Annotated in this window: 22 protein-coding genes; 9 read left to right on the top strand and 13 right to left on the bottom strand. The window is 57.3% G+C overall.

Translation table 11 applies throughout. The features are described from left to right. Nucleotides 1-100 precede the first annotated feature (100 nt). Complete coding sequence (locus AACY19_RS22325; RefSeq protein ID WP_339453775.1) at nt 101-1,228, bottom strand: aminotransferase class V-fold PLP-dependent enzyme; 1,128 nt, start codon at nt 1,226-1,228, stop codon at nt 101-103. Nucleotides 1,229-1,413: 185 nt separating this feature from the next. Here AACY19_RS22325 and AACY19_RS22320 point away from each other — a divergent pair, with 185 nt between their 5' ends. Continuing rightward, complete coding sequence (locus AACY19_RS22320; protein ID WP_339453774.1) at nt 1,414-3,666, top strand: hypothetical protein; 2,253 nt, start codon at nt 1,414-1,416, stop codon at nt 3,664-3,666. A gap of 75 nt (nt 3,667-3,741) precedes the next feature. Here the strand turns inward: AACY19_RS22320 and AACY19_RS22315 are convergent, their stop codons facing one another. The 5 genes from AACY19_RS22315 to xylA form a co-directional block, all read right to left on the bottom strand. Then, on the bottom strand, nt 3,742-5,031 hold the full coding sequence (locus AACY19_RS22315; protein WP_339453773.1) for an MFS transporter: 1,290 nt from the start codon (nt 5,029-5,031) through the stop codon (nt 3,742-3,744). Nucleotides 5,032-5,388: 357 nt separating this feature from the next. Then, nucleotides 5,389-6,525, bottom strand: a complete 1,137-nt coding sequence (locus AACY19_RS22310; protein ID WP_339453772.1) for a sugar ABC transporter permease — start codon at nt 6,523-6,525, stop codon at nt 5,389-5,391. Beyond that, entirely contained in the window at nt 6,526-8,082 is a 1,557-nt protein-coding gene (gene xylG, locus AACY19_RS22305) for a D-xylose ABC transporter ATP-binding protein (RefSeq protein WP_339453771.1), read from the bottom strand. Between the two features lie 144 nt (nt 8,083-8,226). Next, nucleotides 8,227-9,228, bottom strand: coding sequence for a D-xylose ABC transporter substrate-binding protein (xylF, locus tag AACY19_RS22300; RefSeq protein WP_339453770.1), 1,002 nt, complete (start codon nt 9,226-9,228; stop codon nt 8,227-8,229). 149 nt (nt 9,229-9,377) lie between these two features. Further along, on the bottom strand, nt 9,378-10,694 hold the full coding sequence (gene xylA, locus AACY19_RS22295) for a xylose isomerase (protein WP_339453769.1): 1,317 nt from the start codon (nt 10,692-10,694) through the stop codon (nt 9,378-9,380). A 176-nt stretch (nt 10,695-10,870) separates the two neighbouring features. On the opposite strand from xylA, the gene AACY19_RS22290 reads away from it, so the two are divergent. Further along, entirely contained in the window at nt 10,871-12,052 is a 1,182-nt protein-coding gene (locus tag AACY19_RS22290) for a XylR family transcriptional regulator (protein ID WP_339453768.1), read from the top strand. A 136-nt stretch (nt 12,053-12,188) separates the two neighbouring features. Here the strand turns inward: AACY19_RS22290 and AACY19_RS22285 are convergent, their stop codons facing one another. The 6 genes from AACY19_RS22285 to AACY19_RS22260 form a co-directional block, all read right to left on the bottom strand. Continuing rightward, nucleotides 12,189-13,094 (bottom strand): amino acid ABC transporter substrate-binding protein, encoded by a 906-nt coding sequence (locus AACY19_RS22285; RefSeq protein WP_339453767.1) that lies wholly within the window; start codon nt 13,092-13,094, stop codon nt 12,189-12,191. A 49-nt stretch (nt 13,095-13,143) separates the two neighbouring features. Further along, nucleotides 13,144-14,484, bottom strand: coding sequence for a putrescine-ornithine antiporter (potE, locus tag AACY19_RS22280; protein ID WP_339453766.1), 1,341 nt, complete (start codon nt 14,482-14,484; stop codon nt 13,144-13,146). A gap of 149 nt (nt 14,485-14,633) precedes the next feature. Then, entirely contained in the window at nt 14,634-15,053 is a 420-nt protein-coding gene (locus AACY19_RS22275; protein ID WP_339453838.1) for a DUF6691 family protein, read from the bottom strand. Nucleotides 15,054-15,055: 2 nt separating this feature from the next. Continuing rightward, nucleotides 15,056-15,490, bottom strand: a complete 435-nt coding sequence (locus AACY19_RS22270; protein WP_339453765.1) for a YeeE/YedE family protein — start codon at nt 15,488-15,490, stop codon at nt 15,056-15,058. An 82-nt stretch (nt 15,491-15,572) separates the two neighbouring features. Continuing rightward, entirely contained in the window at nt 15,573-16,631 is a 1,059-nt protein-coding gene (locus AACY19_RS22265) for an ArsO family NAD(P)H-dependent flavin-containing monooxygenase (protein ID WP_339453764.1), read from the bottom strand. Nucleotides 16,632-16,834: 203 nt separating this feature from the next. After that, nucleotides 16,835-17,341 carry a hypothetical protein gene (locus AACY19_RS22260; protein ID WP_339453763.1) on the bottom strand — a complete coding sequence of 169 codons (507 nt, stop codon included), beginning with the start codon at nt 17,339-17,341 and terminating at the stop codon, nt 16,835-16,837. Between the two features lie 276 nt (nt 17,342-17,617). Between AACY19_RS22260 and pstS the strand changes: the two genes are divergently transcribed. The 7 genes from pstS to fnr all read left to right on the top strand — a co-directional run bounded on the left by pstS (nt 17,618) and on the right by fnr (nt 23,755). Continuing rightward, nucleotides 17,618-18,649, top strand: a complete 1,032-nt coding sequence (pstS, locus tag AACY19_RS22255) for a phosphate ABC transporter substrate-binding protein PstS (protein WP_339453762.1) — start codon at nt 17,618-17,620, stop codon at nt 18,647-18,649. 70 nt (nt 18,650-18,719) lie between these two features. Then, nucleotides 18,720-19,685 carry a phosphate ABC transporter permease subunit PstC gene (pstC, locus tag AACY19_RS22250; RefSeq protein WP_090454569.1) on the top strand — a complete coding sequence of 322 codons (966 nt, stop codon included), beginning with the start codon at nt 18,720-18,722 and terminating at the stop codon, nt 19,683-19,685. After that, complete coding sequence (pstA, locus tag AACY19_RS22245) at nt 19,685-20,578, top strand: phosphate ABC transporter permease PstA (protein WP_339453761.1); 894 nt, start codon at nt 19,685-19,687, stop codon at nt 20,576-20,578. Before pstC ends, pstA begins: the two co-directional genes overlap by 1 nt. Before the next feature lie 2 nt (nt 20,579-20,580). Beyond that, nucleotides 20,581-21,414, top strand: coding sequence for a phosphate ABC transporter ATP-binding protein PstB (gene pstB / locus AACY19_RS22240; protein ID WP_445262321.1), 834 nt, complete (start codon nt 20,581-20,583; stop codon nt 21,412-21,414). Between the two features lie 98 nt (nt 21,415-21,512). Beyond that, on the top strand, nt 21,513-22,211 hold the full coding sequence (locus AACY19_RS22235; RefSeq protein ID WP_339453760.1) for a hypothetical protein: 699 nt from the start codon (nt 21,513-21,515) through the stop codon (nt 22,209-22,211). Next, the gene (locus tag AACY19_RS22230) at nt 22,211-22,846 is read left to right on the top strand and encodes a hypothetical protein (RefSeq protein WP_339453837.1); all 636 of its coding nucleotides are present in this window, start codon (nt 22,211-22,213) and stop codon (nt 22,844-22,846) included. Before AACY19_RS22235 ends, AACY19_RS22230 begins: the two co-directional genes overlap by 1 nt. Nucleotides 22,847-23,008: 162 nt before the next feature. Beyond that, the gene (gene fnr / locus AACY19_RS22225; protein ID WP_339453759.1) at nt 23,009-23,755 is read left to right on the top strand and encodes a fumarate/nitrate reduction transcriptional regulator Fnr; all 747 of its coding nucleotides are present in this window, start codon (nt 23,009-23,011) and stop codon (nt 23,753-23,755) included. 38 nt (nt 23,756-23,793) lie between these two features. On the opposite strand, the gene AACY19_RS22220 is transcribed toward fnr, so the two are convergent. Further along, nucleotides 23,794-24,420: a hypothetical protein gene (locus AACY19_RS22220; protein WP_339453758.1), complete on the bottom strand. Its 627-nt coding sequence runs from the start codon at nt 24,418-24,420 to the stop codon at nt 23,794-23,796. Nucleotides 24,421-24,467 lie beyond the last annotated feature (47 nt).

Raw genomic sequence — 24,467 nt, 5'->3', positions numbered from 1 at the left:
CTTGAGTCAGGAGATTTCTGAAGCGGATGCAAAATGAGTTGGGGCACGACTTCAACGACTGACGCTGTTGTCATGAAGCCTGTGCCCGACTGCCGGTTAGCTAAATAATCTCATCCAGTGCCTGCTCCAGCGTGCGGACCGTGCGCTGGATATTCTGCAGTTTTTCCAATCCGAACAGACCGATGCGGAAGGTCTGGAAGTCGGCCGGCTCGTCGCACTGCAACGGCACGCCGGCGGCGATCTGCAGGCCGTGGCGGGCAAATTTCTTGCCGCTTTTGATGTCCGCATCGTCGGTGTAACTCACCACCACGCCGGGGGCCTGAAAACCGCTTGCCGCGACGCTTTTGATGCCTTTGCCGGTCAACATCGTGCGCACCTGATCGCCCAAAGCCTGTTGATCGTCGCGGATCTTGTCGAAACCGTAGGCTTGCGTCTCTTGCATCACATCGTTGAACCGCGCGAGGGAATCGCTGGGCATGGTCGCATGGTAGGCATGTCCGCCCTGTTCGTAAGCCTGCATGATCTGCAGCCACTTTTTCAGGTCGCAGGCGAAACTGCTGCTTTGTGTCTGTTCGATGCGCTCAAGCGCCGCAGAACTGAACATCACCAGAGCGCAGCAAGGGGAGGCGCTCCAGCCCTTTTGCGGCGCGCTGATCAGCAGATCGACGGCGCATTTGTGCATGTCCACCCAGATCGTGCCGGAGGCGATGCAGTCCAGCACGAACAGACCACCCACCGCATGCACGGCGTCGCCCACTGCTCGCAGGTAGTCGTCGGGCAGGATGATCCCTGATGAGGTTTCAACGTGAGGGGCGAAGACGACCTGCGGCTTGTGCGCCGCAATGGCGGCCAGTACTTCGTCCAGCGGTGGCGGGGCGTAGGCGGCCTGGCGCCCCGTCTCGACCGGCCTGGCCTTCAGCACCGTGGTGGCCGCCGGGATGTTGCCCATATCGAGGATCTGGCTCCAGCGATAGCTGAACCAGCCGTTGCGGATCACCAGGCATTGCTGGCCGGTCGCAAACTGGCGTGCAACCGCTTCCATGCCAAAGGTGCCGCTGCCCGGAACCACCGCGACCGCTTCAGCGTTGTAGACCTGTTTCAATGTCCTGGAAATATTCTTCATCACCGCTTGAAAGGACTGCGACATGTGGTTGAGCGAACGGTCGGTGTAGACCACGGAATATTCGACCAGCCCCTCAGGATCGATACCGGGATAGAGCTTTGACATGACGTAACTCCTTTGGCAGAGACATGAACATTATTGGCAAGCAGTGTAGGTAAAGGGCGGGGGATGTTGCGCAGCCTGAGCCCGGACAAGATGATGGCACTTTGCACATGCCTTCCACTACTATCGCCTGGTAAAGGGAATTTCCCGATTTTGCCTTCAAGGCAATTCAGACAAGGATGATGTGAGTGCCAATCAAATCAAGCCCCCCAAGCGTTGCCAATGGTCAATCAGCAGACGAGCTTAAAATACATACGTTTGGTGTTGGTCATGGTGACTGTCTGTTAATCGAGCTGTTTTGTGCTGGCAAAGCTGTTTTTCGCATGCTTAGCGACGGCGGTAAGGCAGGCCCTCATGTAAAAGAACTGGTTTCCTATCTGCAAGCCAACAGAAGACCCGATCTGGTTGATCTGGATCTAGTGGTCTTGTCACATGTCGACAACGATCACCAAGGCGGTTTGCTGGAGCTTTTCTCCAATACGTCAATCAGCATCGAATCCTATTGGGCTCCATGCCTGCCAGCCTTCAGACGTTTACGCTGGTTATTTTCCCCACGGATTCAGCGTGCGGTCGAGACCGCAGCTTTCCTGGAATTTACACTCGGTGAGCGTGGCATAAAAACCATTTACCCAATGGAGGGGCACTCGGATAGATGGGTTGGCGCAAAAGTTACATTGAGTGTGATTTCCCCGCCGGCGCGATTAATTCGCCGCTTGTACGCATCCTCCGATGCAGATCTCAAAAGCATGTTGGGGGACACTGACAGCTTGCCGCTGGAATGGCTTCTCAGCCCATCAATGAACGATGAAGGTGAAGATTCCATCCTGAACAGCTTTGATCAGCGCTCGTTCTGCGTGCCCGAAGATTTTCCCGCAAATGCCTCTCCTTTGGTTTCGACACAACCCAAGAGCCCCGAATTCTTTTCCGATGAATCAAATGAACCCAACTTCTTCGGCAATAAAGTCCTTAACGACACCTCACTGGTTCTCGCGCTGGATGTGTGGCTGGACGGTAAGCATCGGCGCCGAATCCTGCTGACTGGCGATCAGGAGAATTGGGCATATATCGCGTCTCGCCATCCGGCCGGGCTGGGCCTGGATGTGCTCAAGGTCCCTCACCATGGCGGAATGGTCTACCTGACGGACAGGAAAAAAGACGGGAATAATTTCAATGAATCGGCCGTCGAGCAGACTTATCTGTGGCTCAGACCGCGCATCGCCATCGTCAGCGCAAGCGGTACGTATGGCTTGCCGCACAATCGAATGCGAGATGCGCTGCGGGCAGTTGGCGCAGCCGTCATGTGCACCAATGTTCGCGGCGTGGAGCGTATTTCGCCTCCGTCTGAGTCGTGTGACACGGACCGCAGTTGCTTCAGTTCCTACTCATGTGGCAAAGCCTCGCAGCCGATCAAGTCCGAACTTTCCTTGACCTGGAATGAGGAGCTGATGGATCGCCCAGGCTGCGTTTCCGACGTCGGAGCAAGGGGCGCCACGCCCATCGTCGTCATGACTCAGCGCCTGGTCGAGCCTGATGAAACGTTTCTACGCTGGACGAATGGTGAACTTCAGAAGCATGCCGATTGGCTTAAGGATTTTCTGAATAACTCCAGGTCGGACTTTCTGAAAGCAATAGGGGGGGCAGGCACTTTGGAGGCCCTGGCCTTGGAGCCACTGACTTGGGCTCAAGTGAAAGCGCAAGCAAAAATCGAAGGTAGATTCCACTTCATCGAAGCCCCCCAGCAAGTGCTGCAGTTTGCACGTTCGCGCGGAATGATCTGGAGCCCCGAACGCTCATTCAATTATTTAACCGACGGAGCGTTGTTTTTTGCTCAGCCATCAGATAAAGATCTGGACAAGGTTAAAAACATTATTTCCAAAACACCCAACCTTATATTTAAAGTGCAGCCCAACAGGGCTTCACTCGTAGGAAGGGATTTGCTCGCCATCATGACTGGCGCGAATACCGATTTACTTTGCTATCTGCTTGCCAGCCAGGTCGGCTTGCCCGTTCAAGTCTTCAGGGAAGAAGTACTGCCGCATGCACTGGCTGAATTGGCAGCAAACTTTACCTTCCGCGTCTGCAATATCAATGGCCCAACATCCAGCGTCAACCTGGATAATCCGCCTGAACTGCTGCTTCACCTCCGCAGAAAAAATGCGCGGGGTTCGCGCAAAGTTCCTGATTTGCTCCACAAGAACTGGAATCCAAACTTGTCTGGTTCTGTGCTTTCACCTTTGACTAATGCAGGGATGAAATTCCTGATCAAGGAGATGAAGCTGACAGGTTTTTTCGCGCTGCCTGTGGAGCTCAGCAACAGCAGCCTGCTGCTAAGGTCGTTGGGTGCCGGCAAACTTGTCACTTCTTTAGGGTATGAAAAGACAGTAAAAGACCCAACGTTTTCCGATTTGCTCGAACACGCGAATTGGCTAGATCTTAATTAGATCTTCGGGCTGATCAGGCAAGGGGACCACTGCAGTCAAGCGTTGAAGCTTATAACTTCAACGCTTAAGCGCATTTCAGGCCGTCGGCGCCGCCTCACCGCTCAACGCATCCACCATAGGCGGGTGATCCTGCGCCGCCTGACGCAGGTCTTCGGTCACCCGCAGCTCCGCGCCAGTCGGCGAGAAGGTGGCTGCAGCGGCAAACGGCGCGGGGTTTGCCGGCACCGGGCGCTTGCCTCGGCGCCAGAGGAAAAAGGTGACCATGCACAGGTTAACCAGGGCAAACACCCAGAACAGGCCATTGGCACCGAACGAATTCATGACCGGCGAGATCATCATCGGGCTGATCGCCGAGCCCAGCGAGTTGATCAGCAGCAAGCCCTGAATCATCGGCACCAAGGCTTCGGCCGGGGCGCGGTCGGCGGCGTGGCTGACGGCAACCGGATACAGCGCAAACACGCCACCACCCAGCAGAAACAACATCGCCGCGAGCATTGTCGAGGACAACGGCAGCAGGACAATCACCACCGACAATACCGTGCACGCCACCGTCAGAAGGGTGAGAACCTGCAAACGATCCTTGCGGTCCGACCAGCGTCCGACCGGATATTGCAGGAGCATGGCGCCGAGGATCGTCCAGGCCATCATGCTGCCGACTTCACCGACATTCAGTCCGGTACGTTGCAGGTACAACGGCAGCAAGGTGTAAATCGCCGCAATGGTCACGCCCGAACCGAAACAGCCGACCAGCCCGGTCGGCGTCACGCCCAGCAGTTGCCGTGGCTTGAGTGGTTCAACCTGATCAAGCAGTGGCGACACTCGCGGCAAAATGACAATCGGCAGCACCGACAGCGACGCGAGCATGCCGGCGACCATGAACGGTGCGCTGTCGCTCAACCCGGTAATTTTCCCCAGCGTGGCTTGGCCCAGCACGCCGGCGCCGTACAGGACGATCATGTACAGCGCGAGCAAGCGCCCGCGAATCTTCGCGTCGCCCGCCAGCAGCAGCCAGCTTTCGATCACCAGAAATACGCCGACCGTGGCCCAGCCGTTGATCAGGCGCAGGGCGAACCAGCCCCAGGCTTCATAGAACAAGCCCTGCAGCAGAATGGTCACGGCGATCAGCGAGGCAAAGCTGCCGTAGGCGCGGATATGACCGATGCGCAGAATCAGGCGGTCATTGAACACCGCACCCAGCGTCAGACCGATGAAGTAGGCCGATGAGACGATACCGATCATCGTGGTCGACGCACCGGCGGCGTCGAGTCGAAGGGTGGTCAGAGATGACAGAAAACCGTTGCCCAGCGCAACAATGAACAGCCCGAGCAAGGGCGCCAGCGCCATGCCCAGCAAACGCGGAGACATAAAAACCTCTAGAGATCGAACAGCGGAACGTGCGCCTCTGCGCAAGCGATTGCCAAGCCGAAGGGTGGTGGTCTGCAAATGCTCGCCGAACGGTCAGGACGATGGCGTCGGACACACATCAGCACTGATGACCGGCCATGCAGGTACACGTTGGTCGCCAGATCCGGCGACTGCAAGAGCGCGCGGGATTCTACGGCTTGTGCGGGATTTGCCAAGCGCTGTTTGCTGCGGCGTTAGGACGCAGGCAAAAACCGGATACTGGCGCGCCCTACGCAGAGAAGCGGTCGTTGCCTGTCTGCGTGCGGTCGCCGGAGAGAAAGATCATTGAGGTTGTTCAGCAGGGCGCAGATCCACCGTTCAACGACGTCCGGTTCGCGTACTCACATCCACCCACACCGCCAGAACCAGAATGCTGCCCTTGACGATCATCTGCCAGTAGCTGTCGACGTCGAGCATGGACATGCCATTGTCCAGGCTGGTAATCACCAGTGCGCCGAGGAGGGCACCGTACACCGTACCGGAACCACCGCGCATGGAGGTGCCGCCGATGAAGCAGGCGGCAATGGCGTCGAGTTCGCCCATGCTGCCGGCCGAGGGCGAACCGGCCGCCAGGCGCGCAGTGTTGACCATGCCGGCGAGGGCGCACATCACGCCCATGATCCCGAAAATCCACAGCTTGATCGCCTGCACATTGATACCGGACAGGCGTGTGGCTTCCATATTGCTGCCCACGGCATAAACGCGTCGCCCGAACACGGTCTGGCTGCTCACGTAGCTGAACACGCCCAGCAGAATCAGCAGCAGCAAGACCGGTACGGGAATGCCGTCATAGCTGTTGAGGGTCAGGACGAAGCCCGCGAGCACGACGCCGATCACCAACACGCGGATGACGTCACGCACCAGTGAGTGCGCTGCCAAGCCGTGAAGCGCGCGATTGCGCCGTTGTTTCCAGGTCAGGAACACCGTCAGCGCGAACAGCACAATCCCCAGGCCGGTGCCGATCCCGTGGGGCAGATAACCCTGGCCAATGTAGACCAGCTCCGGTGACACCGGGGCGATGGTCGTGCCGCCGGTAATCCCCAGCAAAATCCCGCGAAAAGCCAGCATGCCGCCGAGGCCGACGATGAAGGAGGGTATCCGCAGATAAGCCGCCATGTAGCCGTTGGCGAGGCCGATCAGCAGCCCGCACAGGGCGACCAGACTCAAGTTCGCCAACAGCGGAATGTGGTAGATCACATCGAGAATGGCTGCGAGGCCACCGAGCAAGCCCAGCAATGAGCCGACCGACAAATCAATCTCGCCGCTGATGATGACCAGCACCATGCCGCAGGCGAGAATGCCGGTAATCGACATCTGCCGCAGTAGATTGGAAAGGTTGCGCGGGGTCAGGAATCCACCTTCGGTCTGCCAGCTGAAAAACAGCCAGATCAGTACGACGGCAAACACCAGCGCGAGCATTTTGTAGCGGGTGAACAGTTGTTTGACCTGATTCATTTACGCGGATTTCCGATCATTATTGTTATGGCTGCCAGGCTGGCTGAGGGCGGCGGCGAGTACCTGTTCCTGCGTCAGTTCATGGTTGATGAAATCGCCGCGCAACTGGCCTTCGCCAATCACCAGCACGCGGTCGGAAACGCCGAGCACTTCGGCCAGCTCCGACGACACCATGATGATCGACACGCCGGCGGCGGCCAGCGCACCCATCAATTTGTAGATTTCGTATTTGGCACCGACGTCCACGCCTCGGGTCGGCTCATCGAGAATCAACACACGGGGACGGGCCAGCAGCATCTTCGCCAAAACAGCTTTTTGTTGATTGCCGCCCGACAGGCTGGTGATGGGCAGGAAAGGGCTCGCGGTCTTCAGATGCAGGCGGGAAATTTCCTGATCGATGCTGCCCAGTTCTGCCTCGGCATCAATGCGGGTCAGTTTCGAATAGTTGTCCAGCACGGCGAGGGTGATGTTCTGGCCGACACCCAGGTCAGGAATGATGCCTTGGCGCTTGCGGTCTTCCGGCACCAGGCACAGGCCGGCACGAATAGACTTGAGCGGTGTGCAAGTGTCGATGGGTTGCCCGTCCAGCCAGACTTCACCCTCATGGCGGCCGGGGTAGGCGCCGAACAGCGCGGTCACCAGTTCGGTACGACCGGCGCCGACCAGCCCGGCGATGCCGAGGATCTCGCCACGTTTGAGCACGAACGAAATATCGTCGACCCGTTTGCGCCTGGGGTTGTCGACGTCGTAGCAGGTGATGTGCCGGGCCTCGAAAATCACTTCGCCTATGTCGTGTGGCTCGCTGGGGTAGAGGTTACTCATTTCCCGCCCGACCATCTGGGTGATGATCTGTGGAATGTCCATGTCGGCCATGGCAGTGGTGGCGATGTGTTTGCCGTCGCGGATCACCGAAATGGTGTCGCACACGGCGGCCACTTCATCGAGTTTGTGCGAGATGTAGACGCAGGCAACACCTTTGGCCTTGAGGTCACGGATGATGTCCAGCAGCACCTCGATTTCTGTGCGGCTCAACGCCGATGACGGCTCGTCGAGGATCAGCAGGCGCGCGTTTTTGTTCAGGGCTTTGGCGATTTCCACCAATTGCTGATAACCGCCACCGTATTGCGAAACGGGCAGCGATACGTTCATGTCGGGGACTTTCAACTCGCGCATCAGCGCTTCGGCGCGGTGGATCATCGCCGGGTAATTCATGCGCCCGCCGGGCAGGGTCAGTTCGTGGCCCATGAAGATGTTTTCAGCCACCGACAGGTCGGGTACCAGCGTCAGTTCCTGATGAATGATGACAATGCCGGCGGATTCCGTTTCGCTGATCGATTGCGCCCTGAGCGGTTGCCCGTCCCAGAAAATTTCACCGTCCCAGGAGCCATGGGGGTATACCGCGGAAAGGATCTTCATCAACGTGGATTTGCCGGCGCCATTCTCGCCGCACAGCCCGAGGCATTCCCCCGGTTTGACCTTGATGTCGATGCCGTTGAGTGCTTTGACACCGCCGAAGGTTTTGACGATGCCGTTCATTTGCAGCAGATAGTCGGACATGGAGAGGGCTCGTATATCAAAGACTCACGCACCACTGAACCTCTGGGGGAGCGAGCCTGCTCGCAAAAGCGTCAGTTCAGACAATGCTTCGTTGACTGACACACTGCATTCGCGAGCAGGCTCGCTCCCACAGGGACGATCCGGTCACTTCCCGGCAATCTGCGCCTTGGTGTAGAAGCCGTCCTGTTCGAGCAGGTCGATGTTGTCCTTGGTCAACGGGGTTGGCGTGAGCAGGATGGTGTCGACTTTTTTGCTGCCATTGTCGTACTGCGAGCTGAAGGCGGGTTTTTCGTTGCGCGCCAGTTGCACCGAGAGCTTGGCCGCTTCTGAGGCAATCAGTTTGAGCGGCTTGTAAACAGTCATGGTTTGCGTGCCGGCGATTACGCGCTTGACCGCCGCAAGGTCGGCGTCCTGCCCGGAAATCGGCACCTTGCCGGCCAATTGCTGCGCCGCCAGTGCCTGGATGGCGCCGCCTGCCGTGGCGTCGTTCGAGGCGACGATGCCGTCGATTTTGTTGTCGTTGCGGGTCAGGGCGTTTTCAACAATGCTCAGCGCCTCGGTCGGGTTCCATTCCTTCACCCATTGCTGACCAACGATCTTGATATCGCCCTTGTCGATGGCCGGCTGCAGCACTTTCATCTGGCCCTCGCGGAGGATTTTTGCGTTGTTGTCGGTGGGTGCACCACCGAGCAGGAAGTAATTGCCCTTGGGCGCCGCTTTCAGCACGCCGCTGGCCTGCATCTCGCCGACTTTTGCGTTATCGAAGGAAATATAGGCGTCGACATCGGCGTTGAGGATCAGGCGATCATAGGACACGACCTTGATCCCGGCCTTCTTCGCTTCAGCCACCGCGTTGGTCAGCACCGTGGCATTGAACGGCACGATGACGATGACGTCGACGCCCCGGGAAATCAGGTTTTCAATCTGGGAAATCTGCTTCTGCTCGTTGGCATCCGCTGATTGCACAAACACTTTGGCGTCCATTTTTTCCGCTGCCGCCACAAAATAATCACGGTCACGCGACCAGCGTTCCAGGCGCAAATCATCAATGGAGAAACCGATTTTCGGATGGGCTGCGTCCGCCATCACCGGCAGGGACAGCAAGGCCAGAGCAGTGGCCAATAGCGTGCGTTTTACGTTCTTCATGGTGGGGCGTCCTTTTATTTTTGTTGGAAAGACACGGCCTGACGATGAGTATCGGGCTGGTAAAACTGTAGAGAATCCGCAGACGCCGCAGGCACAGAATTGTCGCGCAATTGTCACAGCCTCGAAGCGCCGGCAGATTCTCTTGGCGATCAGCGATAGAGGTAGCGGTTGACGATGTTCTCGAGCATTTCCTGGCGGCCACTGACGGCTTGCGGGTTCAACTCGTTGGTGAACGCGTGCTCGGCCAACGACTCAAGGTTGAAATCACCCGCGATAACCGCCTGCCCGAACGGCTTGTGCCAACCGGCATAGCGTTGATCCTTGAGCCGTTGCAATTCGTCGTTCTGCACCATGGCCGCTGCGCGTTCCAGAGACAGGGCGAGAACGTCCATGGCGCCGACATGACCATGGAACAGATCGATCTGATCGAGGCTCTGGCGGCGCACCTTGGAGTCGAAGTTGAATCCGCCATTCTTGAACCCGCCGGCCTTTAGGATTTCGTAGGTGACCAGGGTCATTTCTTCGACGCTATTGGGGAATTGGTCGGTGTCCCAGCCGTTTTGCGGATCACCCCGGTTGGCGTCGATGCTGCCGAAGATCCCCAGCGAGACGGCAGTGGCAATCTCGTGATGGAAACTATGCCCGGCCAGCGTAGCGTGGTTGGCCTCGATGTTGACCTTGATTTCGTGCTCCAGCCCGAACTGCTGGAGAAAGCCGAACACGGTGGCGCTGTCGTAATCGTATTGGTGCTTGGTCGGCTCCTGCGGCTTGGGTTCGATCAGCAGGTCGCCGGTGAAACCGATTTTGTGTTTGTGCTCGACCACCATGCGCATGAAGCGCCCCAGTTGTTCGCGTTCACGCTTCAAGTCCGTGTTGAGCAGGGTTTCATAGCCTTCGCGGCCGCCCCACAACACGTAGTTGGCGCCTTTCAGGCGATGGGTCGCGTTCATGGCGCTGAACACCTGGGCGGCGGCGCAGGCAAAGACTTCGGGGTCAGGGCTGCTTGCGGCGCCGGCAGCGAAACGCGGGTTGCTGAAGCAATTGGCGGTGCCCCACAGCAGCTTGATTCCGCTTTCTTGCTGATGTCGCTCGAGGTGATCCACCATTTGCGCGAAGTGGTTGCGGTACTCCCTCAGTGACTGGCCTTCCGGGGCGACATCCGTGTCATGGAAGCAGTAATAGTCGATACCCAGTTTGGAGAAGAATTCGAAGGCCGCGGCTGCTTTGCCCATGGCGAGTTCCATCGGGTCGCCGGCGTGTTGCCATGGGCGCTTGAACGTTCCCGCGCCGAACACATCGGAACCGGGCCAGACGAACGTGTGCCAGTAACACGCGGCCATGCGCAGGTGTTCGCGCATGGGTTTGCCGAGGATGATCTTGTCGGCGTCGTAGTGACGAAAGGAGAGGGGAGAATCGCTGTTCGGACCTTCGTAGCGAATCGGCTCGACATCAGGGAAATACTGCATGGACCTTGTCCTTGTTGTTCTTGGCGGTGTCTCGATACTAGCAACGGCCCCGTGCCTGCTGATTATGAAAAGCACCAACACCGAGTGCGATTTTGCGTATTGAGCTTCGTCGCCGACGCGCCTAGTCTGTGCAAACCGTCTCCGAGAGAAGGGGGCCCAGAACAAGCACAAGAACAATGAAAACAGTACCGCCTGTTCACCGTATCGCGCTGTTGTTCAACGGCAGCAAGATCTACGACCGTGGCATCATCAGCGGCATCGGCAACTACCTGAGCAGCACCCGGGCGTCCTGGGATCTGTTTCTGGAAGAGGATTTTCTCTGTCGTTTGAAAGGGATCGAGCGCTGGCAGGGTGACGGGATCATTGCCGACTTCGACGATCCGCTGATTGGCGAGGCGCTGGCCGATATCCGGTTGCCTGTGGTGGCGGTAGGGGGGTCATATGCGGATAAACGCGCCTATCCGAAAGCGATTCCGTATGTCGCCACCGATAACAACGCACTGATCACGCTGGCCTACACACATTTGATTGAGGCCGGACTGCAGCGTTTTGCCTGCTTCAGCCTGCCTGAAGCGCAGGCCAATCGTTGGGCTCAGGAGCGGGAAAAAGCCTTTCGTCAACTGATGCAGCGCGACGGCTTGCACGGCGAAATCTATCGCGGCATGGGCACGAGTGCGCCGCTGTGGGATAGCGCCGTCGAGCAACTGATCGCCTGGCTGCACAGCTTGCCCAAACCCATCGGCATCATTGCCGTTAGTGACGCCCGCGCCCGTCAATTACTGCAAGCCTGCCTGACTGCCGGCATTGCCGTGCCGGAGCAGGTCGCGCTGATCGGCATCGACAATGACCCGCTGACCCGCAGCCTGACGCGGGTTCCGCTGAGTTCGGTGATTCAGGGCACCGAAACCATGGGCCGTACCGCCGCGCAGTTACTTCACCAAATGCTGCACGGCATGCCATCCACAGGCACGCAGATTCTGATTCCTCCCGATGCGGTCAACGTGCAGGTATCGAGCTTGCACCAACCATTGGGTAACCCCTACGTCATGCAAGCTTTGCTGTTCATCCGCCAATATGCCTGCCAAGGGATCAAAACGGCGCAGGTGGCGGCTTATGTCGGCGTATCGCGTTCATCACTTGAGGCGCATTTCCGTGCTGAACGAAGCTGCAGCGTGCACGACGAGATCCTGCGTTTCAAACTCGCAGCGGCTACGAATGGGCTGAAAAATAACGGTTCGGTCATTGCCGATGTCGCGCGTGATTGTGGCTTTAAATCTGCGCAGTATTTACACACGGTGTTTCGGCGGGAGTTTGGCTGTACGCCACGGGAGTATCAGCAAGGGGCAGGGATGCGCTGATGGAATATCGGAAAGGAGGCTAGAGTGGCCATCAATGTATTGATTGTTGCTTGAACCATGGATCGTCCGCTGTTCGCTGCTCTGGGACGCGTGAGATGCCTGGGTTGAACGTCGAAGTGGATGCCAGGCTTAGCGCTTAGGGGATCGCGTAGACCTTGAACAGTTTTTTCGCCGCGTCACTGGCCCCCTCCAGGTATTTGTCGAATGCCTGTTCTATCTCGCCGGAGCGATACATTTCACTCAGCGCCGTGTCGACCAGCAGGCGGAAATCTTCATCCTCTCGATCCACTGCCATTGCAGTCGGTGCGTACTCAAAAATCCGCTCCAGCAGCAGCACGTTCCCTGCGGAGTAATTCTTGCTCAGGAGATGTTTGAGCATCATCCGCTCAGCGAAGAACGCATCGGCTTTACCTTCGGCAACCAGCTTAAGACCAGCATCTGCGTTCTCTACTGTGACCAGCGTCGCCACAACACCGAGCAATCGCATTTGCTGGAGTATCCACGTCTGGGTGACACCGCCAATGGTGACGGCATACGTCTGATTGGACAGACCGCGATTCACGGTGGCTCGCCATGTCGGCCCGGTATGCGCCACCCTGCCGTCCAGCACATTGAGCAAGGCTTGGGATGCGTCCCGGCGCACCACTGCCGACAGCCCGGCGGTGTAGACCGGCACCGAGTAGCTGACCAGCTTGCGCCGCGCCAGCGTGGGTGGGGTCGGGGTACAGAGAATGTCGACTTTCCCCGTACTGACGGCACTCATCTGATCGGCAACAGAGACAGGCTGGTACTGAATGTTCAACTCGGGCAGCCCTAGGTCGGCCTTGAGCCTTTCGGCTATTTTCAGACAGAGATCGATTGCATAACCGCTGGCTTTCTCGGCAGCCTGATCACTGAAGGGCGCGAAGTCAGGCAAGTAGCCGAGAGTGAAAGCATGACTCGTGCGTATGCGCTCAAGCGTATTGCCATGGGCCATTACCGGTAGCAGCGCAAGCATGCAAACGAGCAGCATGTGGTTGTTCCTGGATAGTTTCATGTTCATGCGCGAGTGTCCTCGAATTCAGATCTCTGTGCTTTCCCAAAGCCTGCGATCAAGCGCTGTCGGGCTTGGGATGAGCAGGCGCAGAGACGTCGACAAAACGTTTAGCGAGGAAACCGTAAAGCAGGTAGCCGAACACCAGAACAAGGATGCCGCCGAACACGGCGTCTTTGCCGCAGGCATACAGCGCGTACAGGGAGTAGGCCACGGCAACCACTACCAACAGGGTGTTGCGGCTGTATACGCCTGCGCTGACTTTGGCTTTGTACATCATGACCAGCAGCCCGGTGGCCGCCGTCACATAGGGGATCAGGTTGGTCACTGCTGCAAGGCTGACAAGTTTCCCGAACTGCTCACTCGCATTGGGCGAAATGGTCGACAGTGCCATCAAGGTCTGCAGCACTCCACAGACCAGCATCCCGATGATGGGGGCATCGCTTGCGCTGACCTTGCTGAACAGTTTCGGGAACATGCCCTGATCAGCGGTCATTTTGGCAGTTTGCGCCAGAGTGAACTGCCAGCCCAGCAGCGAGCCCACACAGGCCATGACCGCGAGCGCCATGATGATGTTACCGACGGCAGGGTTGAACATATGCGCATAAACGAGCGCGAAGGGTGCTGATGAGTTGGCCAGTTCGGCATTGGGAATGATGCCCTGAATGACCATTGTCGATAGCACATAGACTGCTGCCGCCCCCAATGTACCGAACAGGCAGGCCAGCGGCACAGTGCGCTTGGGATCTTCCACTGCATCGGAGGCCTGGGCTGCCGACTCCATGCCGAGGAAGGCCCAGAGCGTCAGGGGAATCGCTTTGCTGATCGCATCGGATATTGGCAGGTCGTTCGGGTTCCAGGCGGCGATTATCAGATCGGGTTTGAACCAGAACCAGCCGATGATGCTCAAGCCCGCTACCGGAATGATTACCCCCCAGACAGTCACCGCACCAATCCTGCCCGTGATGCCAGGGCCACCAAAGTTAGCCGCGGTGGTCAACCAGAGCAAGCCGACCGTTCCGATGAACAATGGAATGGCGCCGCTTCCCAGCCAAGGCAGGAACGAGGTCATGTAGCCCACTGCGGAGATGGCCACCGCCACGTTGGCGATCGCCAGCGAGAGAAAATACAAATACGAGCACAGGAAAAAACCTGATTTTGCGTGTGCCTCTTCGGTGTAGGCGGATAACCCGCCTGAGCGCAGGCAGTAGATGCCACACTGGGAAAAACAATACGCAATGGCCATGGAGCCGACAGCAGTGACGATCCATGACAATAATGAAACAGCTCCGAGTTGGGCCATGCTCGTCGGCAACATGATGATGCCTGAGCCCATCATGTTCACCGTCACCAGCGTGGTGAGCCCCATGAGGCTCATTTTCTTGCTTGAGTCGGCCATCGGAATCCCCTTGATCTGCGAAACGCATCGCCGCTCAGCTATCGAACGCAGTGCAGCGTGTTCATGTGGCCCAAGGGATCACCAGCGCGCCGAAAACGATCCAGGTAACGACGGATAGCAAGCTGGCGAAATCATCCAAGCGCAGGTGATCAGGTCGTGCGTCGACGTTCAAATAGAGAGAACAAGTACATACCAGCCAACATGGCCAGTACGAATATGAAGATCCGCCCGTGCCCCGTAAGCAGGATAGCGACCGCTGGACCAGGGCAGATCCCCGCAATTCCCCAACCTATACCGAACACAAGGCTGCCGCCAATCAAACGGGCATCCAACTCCCTTTTCATCGGCAACTGCATGGGCGCACCTAACCAGGACTGCTTGTTCTTGCGCGCCCAATTCAGGGGGACAACCGCCACTGCGATGGCCCCTCCCATTACCAGCGCGAGTGACGGGTCCCAGGCCCCGGCCACATCAAGAAAAGCCAATACTTTGGCGGGGTTCGTCATGCCTGCCAAGAGAAGACCAAGGCCGAAGATCAGGCCAGAAAAAAATGCCGCCAACTTGATCAAGTTCATGCTCCCACCACGTGACGCATGACGTACACCGTTGCAAAGCCGGCGAACATAAAGCACATCGTTGCCGTGATGGATCGGGCTGACAATCGGGAGATCCCACAAACGCCATGACCGCTGGTACAGCCGGAGCCGTAACGGGTTCCCACGCCGACGAGCAGCCCCGCAGTAATCAAGGCAGGCCACTCTGACCTGATCTCGATTTGCGGCAACACGTTAAATGCTCCCCATAACAATGGCGCAAGCAACAAACCAAGAAGAAATAGCGCCTTCTCGCTCCAACCTTCGCTGCCAAATTGCATCACGCTACCAATCAAACCACTGATGCCTGCGATGCGACCATTTGCGAGAACGAACATGCTAGCCGCCAGGCCGATCAAGGCTCCTCCGCCCAGGGATGTCCAAGGCGTAAAATTGATCCAATCAATGCTCATTTTGCGTCTCCTGCACAGAAGTGCTGATAAAGGAGGTCGATTTTGATGTCAATCCGCGTTGACTGAGCTGAGGTGCGCCGACTCACTGCTCCCTCAAAAATCGCTCAATTTCCTCGACGGTACTGCGCGCCGTTCGGGTCACGCCGATCAGTGTCGCGGAAGCGGCGCCTGTCCAGTCGCCATAACCTACCAACCACAGACGCGGCTCCAGAATCGAATGCGTACCTTTGACGGCCACGCGCCCGTCGGCGGTACACACGCCCAGTGATTCCAGATAGCCGAGGGCAGGGCGGAAGCCGGTACACCAGATCACCGCGTCGACCGGCGTTTGCGCGCCATCAGCCCACGTCACGCCGGTCTCGGTGAAGCGCAGGAACGGCCGAACCGCGTGCAGCACGCCGCGCTCCCGAGCCTCGACGACTGGCGGCACCATCACGATATCGCCCAAGCCGCCAACCGGCCTCTCAATGTCGATGCCGGCCATCTGTGCTTTCCAGCATTCAGTGGCGCGTTCGAAGAGCACGCGTCCATCAACGTCATCGGCAAGAAACTCTGGCGGCTGCGGAGTGACCCAGGTGGCATCGGCCACTTGCGAGACTTCAGCGAGGATCTGTGCTCCGGAGTTACCACCGCCCACCACCAGGACTTTTTTTCCGGCAAACGGCTTGGCGTTCACGTAGTGGGCCGAATGCACTTGCTGGCCGGTAAAGGTTTCGCTGCCGGGGTAATGCGGCAAGTAGGGATGGCGCCAGGTGCCGGTCGCGCTGACCACGGTGCGGGCCAGCCAACTGCGGCCCTGGGCTTTTACGTTGAGGTGATTGCCCCGACGTTCAAGAGCGTTGACCCAGTAGGGCCGTTCGACGGGAAACTGGTAGCGTTGCTCATACTGGCTCAGGTAATCGAGTACGTTGTCGCGAGTTGGGTAGCCGTCAGTGACTGGAGGCATCATCCAACCGGCGATGGAGCTCCAGGTCGCCGGTGAAAAAAGTCGCAGGGAATCCCAGCCATGCCGCCACGCGCCACCCGGTGCCGCTTCGGCATCAATAATCACAAAGGAACGCCCGGTACGGCGCAGGAAATAAGCCACGGCGAGTGCAGACTGGCCACCGCCAATAATCGCAACATCCACTTCGGCAGGCATGGGGAATCCTTGGGTCAGCGAAAGTCAGGTCAAGTTAATCCATTCGAAGCGGACGGGGGTTGATGTTGCTCAAGCGGCGGCGTTCTAAATCACAGCCGGGAATAATGATCCCACCAACGAGTGCGTAGCCAAATACAGTATTTAACATAATATACATTATGTGTAACACCCTATATGGGACTGGGATGCTCTGGTGATCAGATTTAAAGCCTGGCACTGACTGGTTGACGAGTCATGTCCTCAAGCACCTGATCCAGGTGCGGCGCGAGCTTCAACACATCCAGGTCAACACGCTGAACCGAGTTGGCTTCATATGGATATCGAGTGCCAACGAAAAGCTTAGAGCAAGCCGTGATCCATTTTTCCAGTTGAAATCCTGGAGCCAATCTCTCCGACGTTTCACGCAGCTGGCTAGCCAACTCAATAGGAATAGCGTTGTACAGATCAATCAGGCCATGCCTGTTGCCTGGCAAGCCGGCGACCAAACGCAAATGTCCTTCAGGATCATATTCAGACCTTGGAAATCGAGGGTCAGCCTCAACGAGGAAGGACTTAAGAAGCAGCTCAGACGCTAGTGCCGAATTCATCACGGCTGGCCAGTAGAGCTGGAAATCACCGTTTGAAGCACCTTGCTCGAGGATCTGTGCGGCCCTCAAAAAAGCACGCGCTTCCTCGATAACCCAAGTACTCGGCAAACGCTCATAGTCCATAATCCATTGCTCTTTACAGTGAATATACCGACGGCGAAGGATGAGCTAACCCTAGATCATTGGTGAGCTACCCTTCTTCATTTCTTAATAACAATTGCATATAACTAAACTAAATATTCATTTAGTTTAGTTATATGCAATTTCAAAGTAACTTCAAAACAATCGCAGTTCTGGCAGACAAATCAGTCAGTGGGATCTTGTGCCATCCGACTTTCATAAAACCGTAACAAGTTTGTTGCAGAGTTCCGGAGCCCGTTACCACAAGGAGTTCCCTCGATGAAAAATTTGATGAAGTCTGCTGCGCTCGCCATTACGGTTTCTCTTTGTGCAACCTCAGTGTCTTTCGCTGCTGAAAGCGTTCGACTGACAGGTTCTGGCGCCAGTTTTCCGGCTCCGATTTACCTCACTTGGTTCAAGGATTTCAGCAAGAAAACCGCTGGTGTCACCGTGGATTATCAATCCAAGGGCAGCGGTGCAGGTGTGCAGGACTTTTTGAACAAAACGGTCGATTTCGCCGCCAGCGACTCGGCGATGAAAGACGAGGACATCGCCAAGGTTGCCGAAGGCGCGCAGTTGCTGCCAATGACAGCGGGGGAAATCGTCCTGGCCTATAACCTGCCAGGCAGTCCTAAAGGGCTGAAATTGCCACGCGATGTTTACTCCAACATCTTCTTGGGCAAGATCACCCAATGGAACGACCCGCAGATCGTCGCGGCCAACCCGGAGCTGAAACTGCCTGCTACACCGATCACCGTTGTCGTGCGTGCAGACTCCAGCGGCACCACCGCGGTTTTCACCAAGCACTTGGCGGCAATCAACCCGGCGTTCAAGCAGGAGTTGGGTGAAGGCAACACCGTCAACTGGCCAGCCAGCGACAAATTCATCAAATCGCCTAAAAACGATGGCGTGACCGCTACGGTACGTCAGACCCCGGGCGCCATTGGCTACATCGAGTACGGCTTCGCCAAGCTGGCCAAGGTCGACTTTGCCCAATTGCAGAACAAGGCCGGTCACTACGTTGTGCCGAATGCCGAGAGCGGTGCCGAAGCTCTGGCTGCGGTGAAGATGCCTGAAAACCTGGTGGCCTGGCTGCCTGATCCGGAAGGCGCCAAGTCCTATCCGATCACTTCCTACACTTGGATGATCTTCCGCAAGCAGAACGAAAGCCCGGCCAAGGCCAAAGCCATGCGTGAAATGGTGGAGTACAGCCTGACTGAAGGTCAGAAAATCGCCGACTCGATGGGCTACATCCCCCTGCCCCAATCGGTCGTCGATCAGGTTCGCAAAGCTTCCGCCAACATCCAGTGACGCTCGCGAGACCTCTCGGCGTGTGCTCCCAGCCCCGCCGAGAGCGTTCTCCCCTACGCCGGAATAGCCCATGAACAAGCCATTTGTCGTACCGGTCAATCCGGATTCCGCCTGCCGTCCACCGTCTGCAAAGGATTTTCTGGTTGATCGCACCTTCCGCGCACTGGCGCGTATCGGTGTGGTTCTCGTTCTGGCGCTGGTCTTTGCATTGGTGTTCGAGGTGGGACGCAAGGCACTTCCAGGCATGGAGAAACACGGTTTTGACGTCCTTTTGGGGACCGTTTGGGACGTGAACCAGGGCAAGTACGGCATCCTGCCGGCCATTTGGGGCACACTCTACAGCGCCTTCATCGCCTTGATGATCGCAGGCTTTTTCGGCGTCAGTATGGCGATTTTCCTGACCCAGGATTTCCTGCCCGCGAAACTGGCGGCCGTTTTTCGCACCATTGTCGAATTGCTCGCGGCCATTCCCAGCGTCGTTTATGGACTGTGGGGCATCTACGTGGTGATCCCGGCCATTCGTCCCCTCACGGATTGGCTGAACAGTGAACTTGGCTGGATCCCTTTTTTCGGCACGACCTTGAGCGGCCCGGGGCTGTTACCTGCCGCGCTGGTGCTTGCCATCATGATTCTGCCGACTATTGCCGCCGTTTCGCAGGATGCCCTCACCGGCGTTCCGATGAAAACCAAGCAGGCGGCCTATGGCATGGGAACCACCCACTGGGAAGCGATTCTCAAGGTCATGGTGCCCTCCGCTGCCACCGGCATTTTCGGCTCGCTGGTGCTGGGTCTGGGCCGGGCCTTGGGTGAAACGATGGCCCTGGCAATGTTGGTAGGCAACTCGAACAACATTTCCCTTTCTCTGTTTGCACCCGCCAATACCTTGGCCGCCCTGTTGGCGCTGAACTTCCCCGAGGCGGGACCGACAGAGATCGAGGTCTTGATGTATGCGGCACTGGTCCTGATGCTGATCACCCTGATCGTGAACGTCATCGGCTCCATGATCATGGTCTATGCCCAGCGTGGTACTAAATGATGACTGACCTCACTTCCCCTGCGGTCGCGTTGCCCAGTCTGCAGCGCAAGTTTGAAGGCCGCGCCCTGCGCAGCCTGGTGTTGACGACGCTGGTCTGGGCTGGCGCCCTGCTGGCCAGCGTGCCCCTGATTTCCGTGCTCTACATGCTGATCACACGTGGTGGTGCCCGCCTCAGCCTGGAGGTGTTCACCGAACTGCCTCCGACCGGCTTCGAGACGGGTGGCGGCTTCGGCAACGCGATGGCAGGCACCTTCGTTATGGTCGGTATCGCCGCCGCCATCGCGGTTCCGGTCGGTATCATGGCGGCCATCTTTCTGGCTGAGCTTGGGCCGGAGAGCAAGCTGGCCAACGCCGCGCGATTTGCCGCCAAAATGCTCACCGGATTGCCTTCGATTTTGGCGGGTGTTTTTGCCTACGCCCTGGTGGTGATGACCACGGGCACCTACTCGGCACCGGCAGGTGGCGTGGCGCTGGCAGTTCTGATGCTGCCCATCGTTGTGCTGACCGCTGAAGAGTCGATGCGAATGGTGCCCAAGATCATGAAGGATGCCGCCTACGGCATGGGCTGCACCCGATCGCAGGTGATCTGGAAAATCATATTGCCTACCGGCCTGCCGGCGATCCTGACCGGCGTAATGCTGGCGGTGGCCCGTGCAGCCGGCGAAACCGCGCCGCTGTTGTTTACCGCCCTGTTCAGCAACTACTGGATCTACCACGACGGCAGCCTGGCGGTGATGAGTCCGACCGCATCGCTCGCCGTACTGATCTACAACTTTTCAGGCATGCCGTTCGACAATCAGCTTGAGCTCGCATGGGCAGCCTCACTGGTGTTGGTGATAATCGTGCTGATCGTGAATATCGTCAGCCGAATCTTCGGCAAGCCAAAGTTTTAAGAATGGGAGCACATAGTGTGAATGTATTATCTGCGCAAAAAGTTGCCCCGGTCGAGACACAGGTCCCTGTGGTCATGGACTGCAAGCTGGACAAGATTTTCTACGGCAATTTCATGGCGGTGCGTGACAGCCATGTGCCCATCGAAAAAAACAAGATCACCGGATTCATCGGTCCTTCGGGCTGCGGCAAGAGTACCGTGCTGCGCAGCCTCAACCGGATGAATGACCTGGTCAAAGGCTTTCGCTTCGAGGGTCATGTGCATTTCCTCGGGCAAGACGTTTATGGCAAGGGCGTTGATCCCGTGGTCGTGCGCCGCTATATCGGGATGGTGTTTCAACAACCAAACCCGTTCTCGATGAGCATCTTCGATAACGTCGCTTTTGGCCTGCGCCTCAATCGCTACCAGGGCGATCTTGGTGATCGCGTCAAGCACGCCCTGGAGGGCGCGGCGTTGTGGGATGAAGTAAAAGACAAGCTCAAGGTCAGCGGCCTGTCCCTTTCGGGCGGCCAGCAGCAACGGCTGTGTATCGCCCGCGCCATCGCGACCGAGCCGGAAGTCCTGTTGCTGGATGAGCCGTGCTCCGCACTTGACCCGATCGCCACCCGCCGTGTCGAGGAGTTGATGGTCGAGTTGAAGAAGGATTACACCATCGCGCTGGTGACTCACAACATGCAGCAGGCGATCCGTGTCGCTGACACCACGGCATTTTTCTCGGTGGATATTTCCCAGGGTACGCGTACCGGCTATCTGGTTGAGATGGGCCCCACGGCCCAGATATTCGACAATCCCCGCGAGCAAATGACGAGCGATTACATCAGCGGCAAATTCAGCTGATCGACAAACGTCCGGTCAAGACCGAAAGCAGCCAATGGCAAACGACATTGGCATGTCTTCGGTCTTTTTACCTCTCACACTTCTAATCAGGATTGCCAATGTCCGCAAAGCGTCGACTTGACTTGCCAGCAGTCGAGCGTGCACTCCGTAAGGTGCAGGGTCGCTTTGCCGAGCTCAGCAGGCACTTTACCGAGCCGCGTGATCCCTTGACTGACGAAGTGCTGCGCAATGTGGTTGATGGCTATGCGCTGATTGACGACTATGTCGCCCGTGGTGTCGATCTGTTCGATCTTCAGCAACTGAACCTGATGCTGGAGATCAATGCCACCGTTCTCTGCGGTCGAGACCCGGCACGTCGTCTGGAGTACGCTCAGCACCTCTCGGCTACTGAAGAACACTTCTTCAACAACGTTGAAGGCGGGATAAAGGACTTGTACAACTGGTACTGTGCGTATCGCAGCGAATCTGTCTGGAAGCGTGCGGCCGGTGTCTATGTACGGATCCTCAGCAAGCCGCAATTGTTCATTGAAGGCAATAACCGCACTGGGTCGCTGATCGTCAGTTATTTGCTCATGCGTGCAGGGCTGCCGCCGTTCGTACTGACGCTGGACAACGCCGAGGGTTACTTCAACCCGTCATCCGTCATCCGCAACTCCGCCAAACATGGCGTCAAGGCCTTGTACGAATTGCCCAAGATCAAGAAAAAATATGCAGCCTTCCTGGAAGAACAAGCACCTGATCCAGAGGAATTTTTTGTGAGCGACAAACCTGTGCCCGTTTATCTGGGGGGCAAATGATGAACAGGTATCCGATGCTCGACAGATGCCGGGTTTCCAGCGGTCGAGCGTGGCAAGCAATCAAGCGTTCCATTGCGACGGACGCATTCAGCCGCCAACGCATCCGTATTTCGTTTGATATCGATGACACGTTGGCCTGTCAGGCCCATCACTGCGCTGTCGAGCACAGCAGGCTGCCGGCTTTTGTTCATCGTTGGCTGGGCGAGCCATTGCGTAGGGGGACACGCGACCTGACCCGAGAGTTACGCCGACAGGGATGCAGCATCTGGGTCTACACGTCGTCCGGTCGGACACCCTCTTACATCCGGCGCTGGTTATTACTGCACGGTATCCACGTTGACGGTGTGGTCAACAGTGTTCGGCATAACCATGCCCTGACAGCGCATGGGCTTTCGAACTCCCCTTCGAAGTTTCCACCCGCATTCGATATCGACTTGCATGTCGATGATTCCGAGGGCGTGCAGATTGAAGGCTATGATCACGGTTTTCGCGTCGTGGTCGTGCGTCCGGATGATGAGAACTGGGCGCAGAGTGTTTTAAATGCAGCAGCTGAAGTCCAGGCACAGTTAGCTTGGCAGCAACGGCACAGAAACACGGAGCCTGCGCAACAACGCTCAGAAGCTTTTTCTTCCTGAATTTCGAAACATCACGACCTTGTCTTTACTGTGACGAACATTTTGATGACGTAGTCGAAAGGTGCCCATTCGTCGATAACACCGGAGAACCCGCTAATCCGGTGAGCCCTGGTCGCCCCGCCGCCTATCCTTAGTGAGTCATCCATTACGGCGCCACTTCTCATGTCGAATGCTCGCACTTTACAAGTACATGTCTTGAAGACTGCGTGTTCGAACTGCAGTGTGATGGAGCTATGTCTGCCCATTGGCATGAACGGTCAGGAAGTCGCGCGCCTGGACACGTTGATCGTGCAACGCTTCAAGGTCAAAAAGGGCGCGGCGCTTTACCGGGCAGGCGATCCGCTGTGCTCGCTGTATGCGGTGCGCATCGGCTCCTTCAAGACCAGCATTCTTTCGGTCGATGGTCGCGAGCAGGTCACGGGGTTTCAGATCCCCGGCGAAATGTTAGGTCTGGACGCTATCAGCACGGACTTGCATGCATGCGATGCGGTCGCGCTTGAGGATAGCGAGGTCTGCCCTATCCACTTTGCTCGTCTGGAGGAACTGGCCCATGAGCTGCCGTCCCTGCAGCGCAGCTTCAACAAAATCCTCAGCCGGGAAATCGTGCGTGATCACGACATGTTAATGATGCTGGGCAACATGAACTCGGACGAGCGTCTGGCAGCCTTTCTGCTGAACTTGTCGCAACGTTTGAAAACCCGTGGGTATTCATCGACGGATTTCGTGTTGAAAATGCGCCGCGAGGAAATCGGCTCCTACCTGGGCTTGCGCCTGGAAACCATTTGTCGTGGCATCGCCCATCTGCGGGATCAGGCACTGGTGGAGATTTCCGGGCGCAACGTCAAGATCCTCGATCTTGAAGGTCTCAAGCAGTTGATTGCCGGCTGCCATCGCCCTCCTCCCTGTTGATCCCGCTCCATCGTGCCTGTTCCGTAACCTCCCGGCTCTTAGCGCCTTGCTTCCTCAAGGGACAGATGCCTGGCCAGTTCGACATTGGGTAGCCACAGGGCGCTGACGCAGGCCTCCTCGTCCTTTTCAGTCACGGGTTCAAGATCCGTCGAATCAAGCAGGTGCCGGTTGACCATGGCAAGGCGCACAACGCCATTCTTGTCGAGGAAGGAACGTGCCATGCATTCACACAACGGCCGGGCGAGGAATGTGGTCAGCGGATCTGTATCGGCATTTTCAAGCTGGATCTCCAGGCTCGCTGTGCACGTTTTTACCAAGTCCTGCACCGCCTGAGAGGCGAAGTGAAACGCCGTGAAATATACCACCAGCAGCGCCGACAAGACCGACAGCAAAATGGTCGTCTCCTCCCTCCAGAAACCTGCGCCCATCCACTCCAGGTATCTGTGCGCGGCGTCCCTGCTCCCTTGCTGAACCGCGTGGTACCAACCTGAAAGCCTGTGGTTTGACATGACCGGATCACTCGCCGTCTTTATCAAGACAATGCTGCCTACTGAAAACAGCCGTTTGATCTGGATCAACCCGGGCGCAACGGAGTACCGCCTTCTTGACCAGCCAACAACCCTGCCGAAAACGGCGAGGGCTTTTGCGTCAATCATGATCAACATGAAGTGAGATCAATGCCATCGAGCCTGCAGTTGATGTTTATCAACTG

The sequence above is a fragment of the Pseudomonas sp. EA_5y_Pfl2_R50 genome (genome assembly GCF_963970475.1).
Lineage (GTDB): Bacteria > Pseudomonadota > Gammaproteobacteria > Pseudomonadales > Pseudomonadaceae > Aquipseudomonas.
Note: the sequence above shows the minus strand (reverse complement) of the source record. Positions and strands in the feature narration are given on the sequence as shown.

Bases quoted from the DNA above. Each gene is read 5' to 3' on its own strand.
- AACY19_RS22325 (WP_339453775.1), bottom strand. From the start codon at position 1,228: ATGTCAAAGCTCTATCCCGGTATCGATCCTGAGGGGCTGGTCGAATAT.
- AACY19_RS22315 (WP_339453773.1), bottom strand. From the start codon at position 5,031: ATGTCTCCGCGTTTGCTGGGCATGGCGCTGGCGCCCTTGCTCGGGCTG.
- AACY19_RS22310 (WP_339453772.1), bottom strand. From the start codon at position 6,525: ATGAATCAGGTCAAACAACTGTTCACCCGCTACAAAATGCTCGCGCTG.
- xylG (WP_339453771.1), bottom strand. From the start codon at position 8,082: ATGTCCGACTATCTGCTGCAAATGAACGGCATCGTCAAAACCTTCGGC.
- xylF (WP_339453770.1), bottom strand. From the start codon at position 9,228: ATGAAGAACGTAAAACGCACGCTATTGGCCACTGCTCTGGCCTTGCTG.
- xylA (WP_339453769.1), bottom strand. From the start codon at position 10,694: ATGCAGTATTTCCCTGATGTCGAGCCGATTCGCTACGAAGGTCCGAAC.
- AACY19_RS22290 (WP_339453768.1), top strand. From the start codon at position 10,871: ATGAAAACAGTACCGCCTGTTCACCGTATCGCGCTGTTGTTCAACGGC.
- AACY19_RS22285 (WP_339453767.1), bottom strand. From the start codon at position 13,094: ATGAACATGAAACTATCCAGGAACAACCACATGCTGCTCGTTTGCATG.
- potE (WP_339453766.1), bottom strand. From the start codon at position 14,484: ATGGCCGACTCAAGCAAGAAAATGAGCCTCATGGGGCTCACCACGCTG.
- AACY19_RS22270 (WP_339453765.1), bottom strand. From the start codon at position 15,490: ATGAGCATTGATTGGATCAATTTTACGCCTTGGACATCCCTGGGCGGA.
- AACY19_RS22265 (WP_339453764.1), bottom strand. From the start codon at position 16,631: ATGCCTGCCGAAGTGGATGTTGCGATTATTGGCGGTGGCCAGTCTGCA.
- AACY19_RS22260 (WP_339453763.1), bottom strand. From the start codon at position 17,341: ATGGACTATGAGCGTTTGCCGAGTACTTGGGTTATCGAGGAAGCGCGT.
- pstS (WP_339453762.1), top strand. From the start codon at position 17,618: ATGAAAAATTTGATGAAGTCTGCTGCGCTCGCCATTACGGTTTCTCTT.
- pstC (WP_090454569.1), top strand. From the start codon at position 18,720: ATGAACAAGCCATTTGTCGTACCGGTCAATCCGGATTCCGCCTGCCGT.
- pstA (WP_339453761.1), top strand. From the start codon at position 19,685: ATGACTGACCTCACTTCCCCTGCGGTCGCGTTGCCCAGTCTGCAGCGC.
- pstB (WP_445262321.1), top strand. From the start codon at position 20,581: ATGGGAGCACATAGTGTGAATGTATTATCTGCGCAAAAAGTTGCCCCG.
- AACY19_RS22235 (WP_339453760.1), top strand. From the start codon at position 21,513: ATGTCCGCAAAGCGTCGACTTGACTTGCCAGCAGTCGAGCGTGCACTC.
- AACY19_RS22230 (WP_339453837.1), top strand. From the start codon at position 22,211: ATGAACAGGTATCCGATGCTCGACAGATGCCGGGTTTCCAGCGGTCGA.
- fnr (WP_339453759.1), top strand. From the start codon at position 23,009: ATGTCGAATGCTCGCACTTTACAAGTACATGTCTTGAAGACTGCGTGT.
- AACY19_RS22220 (WP_339453758.1), bottom strand. From the start codon at position 24,420: ATGTTGATCATGATTGACGCAAAAGCCCTCGCCGTTTTCGGCAGGGTT.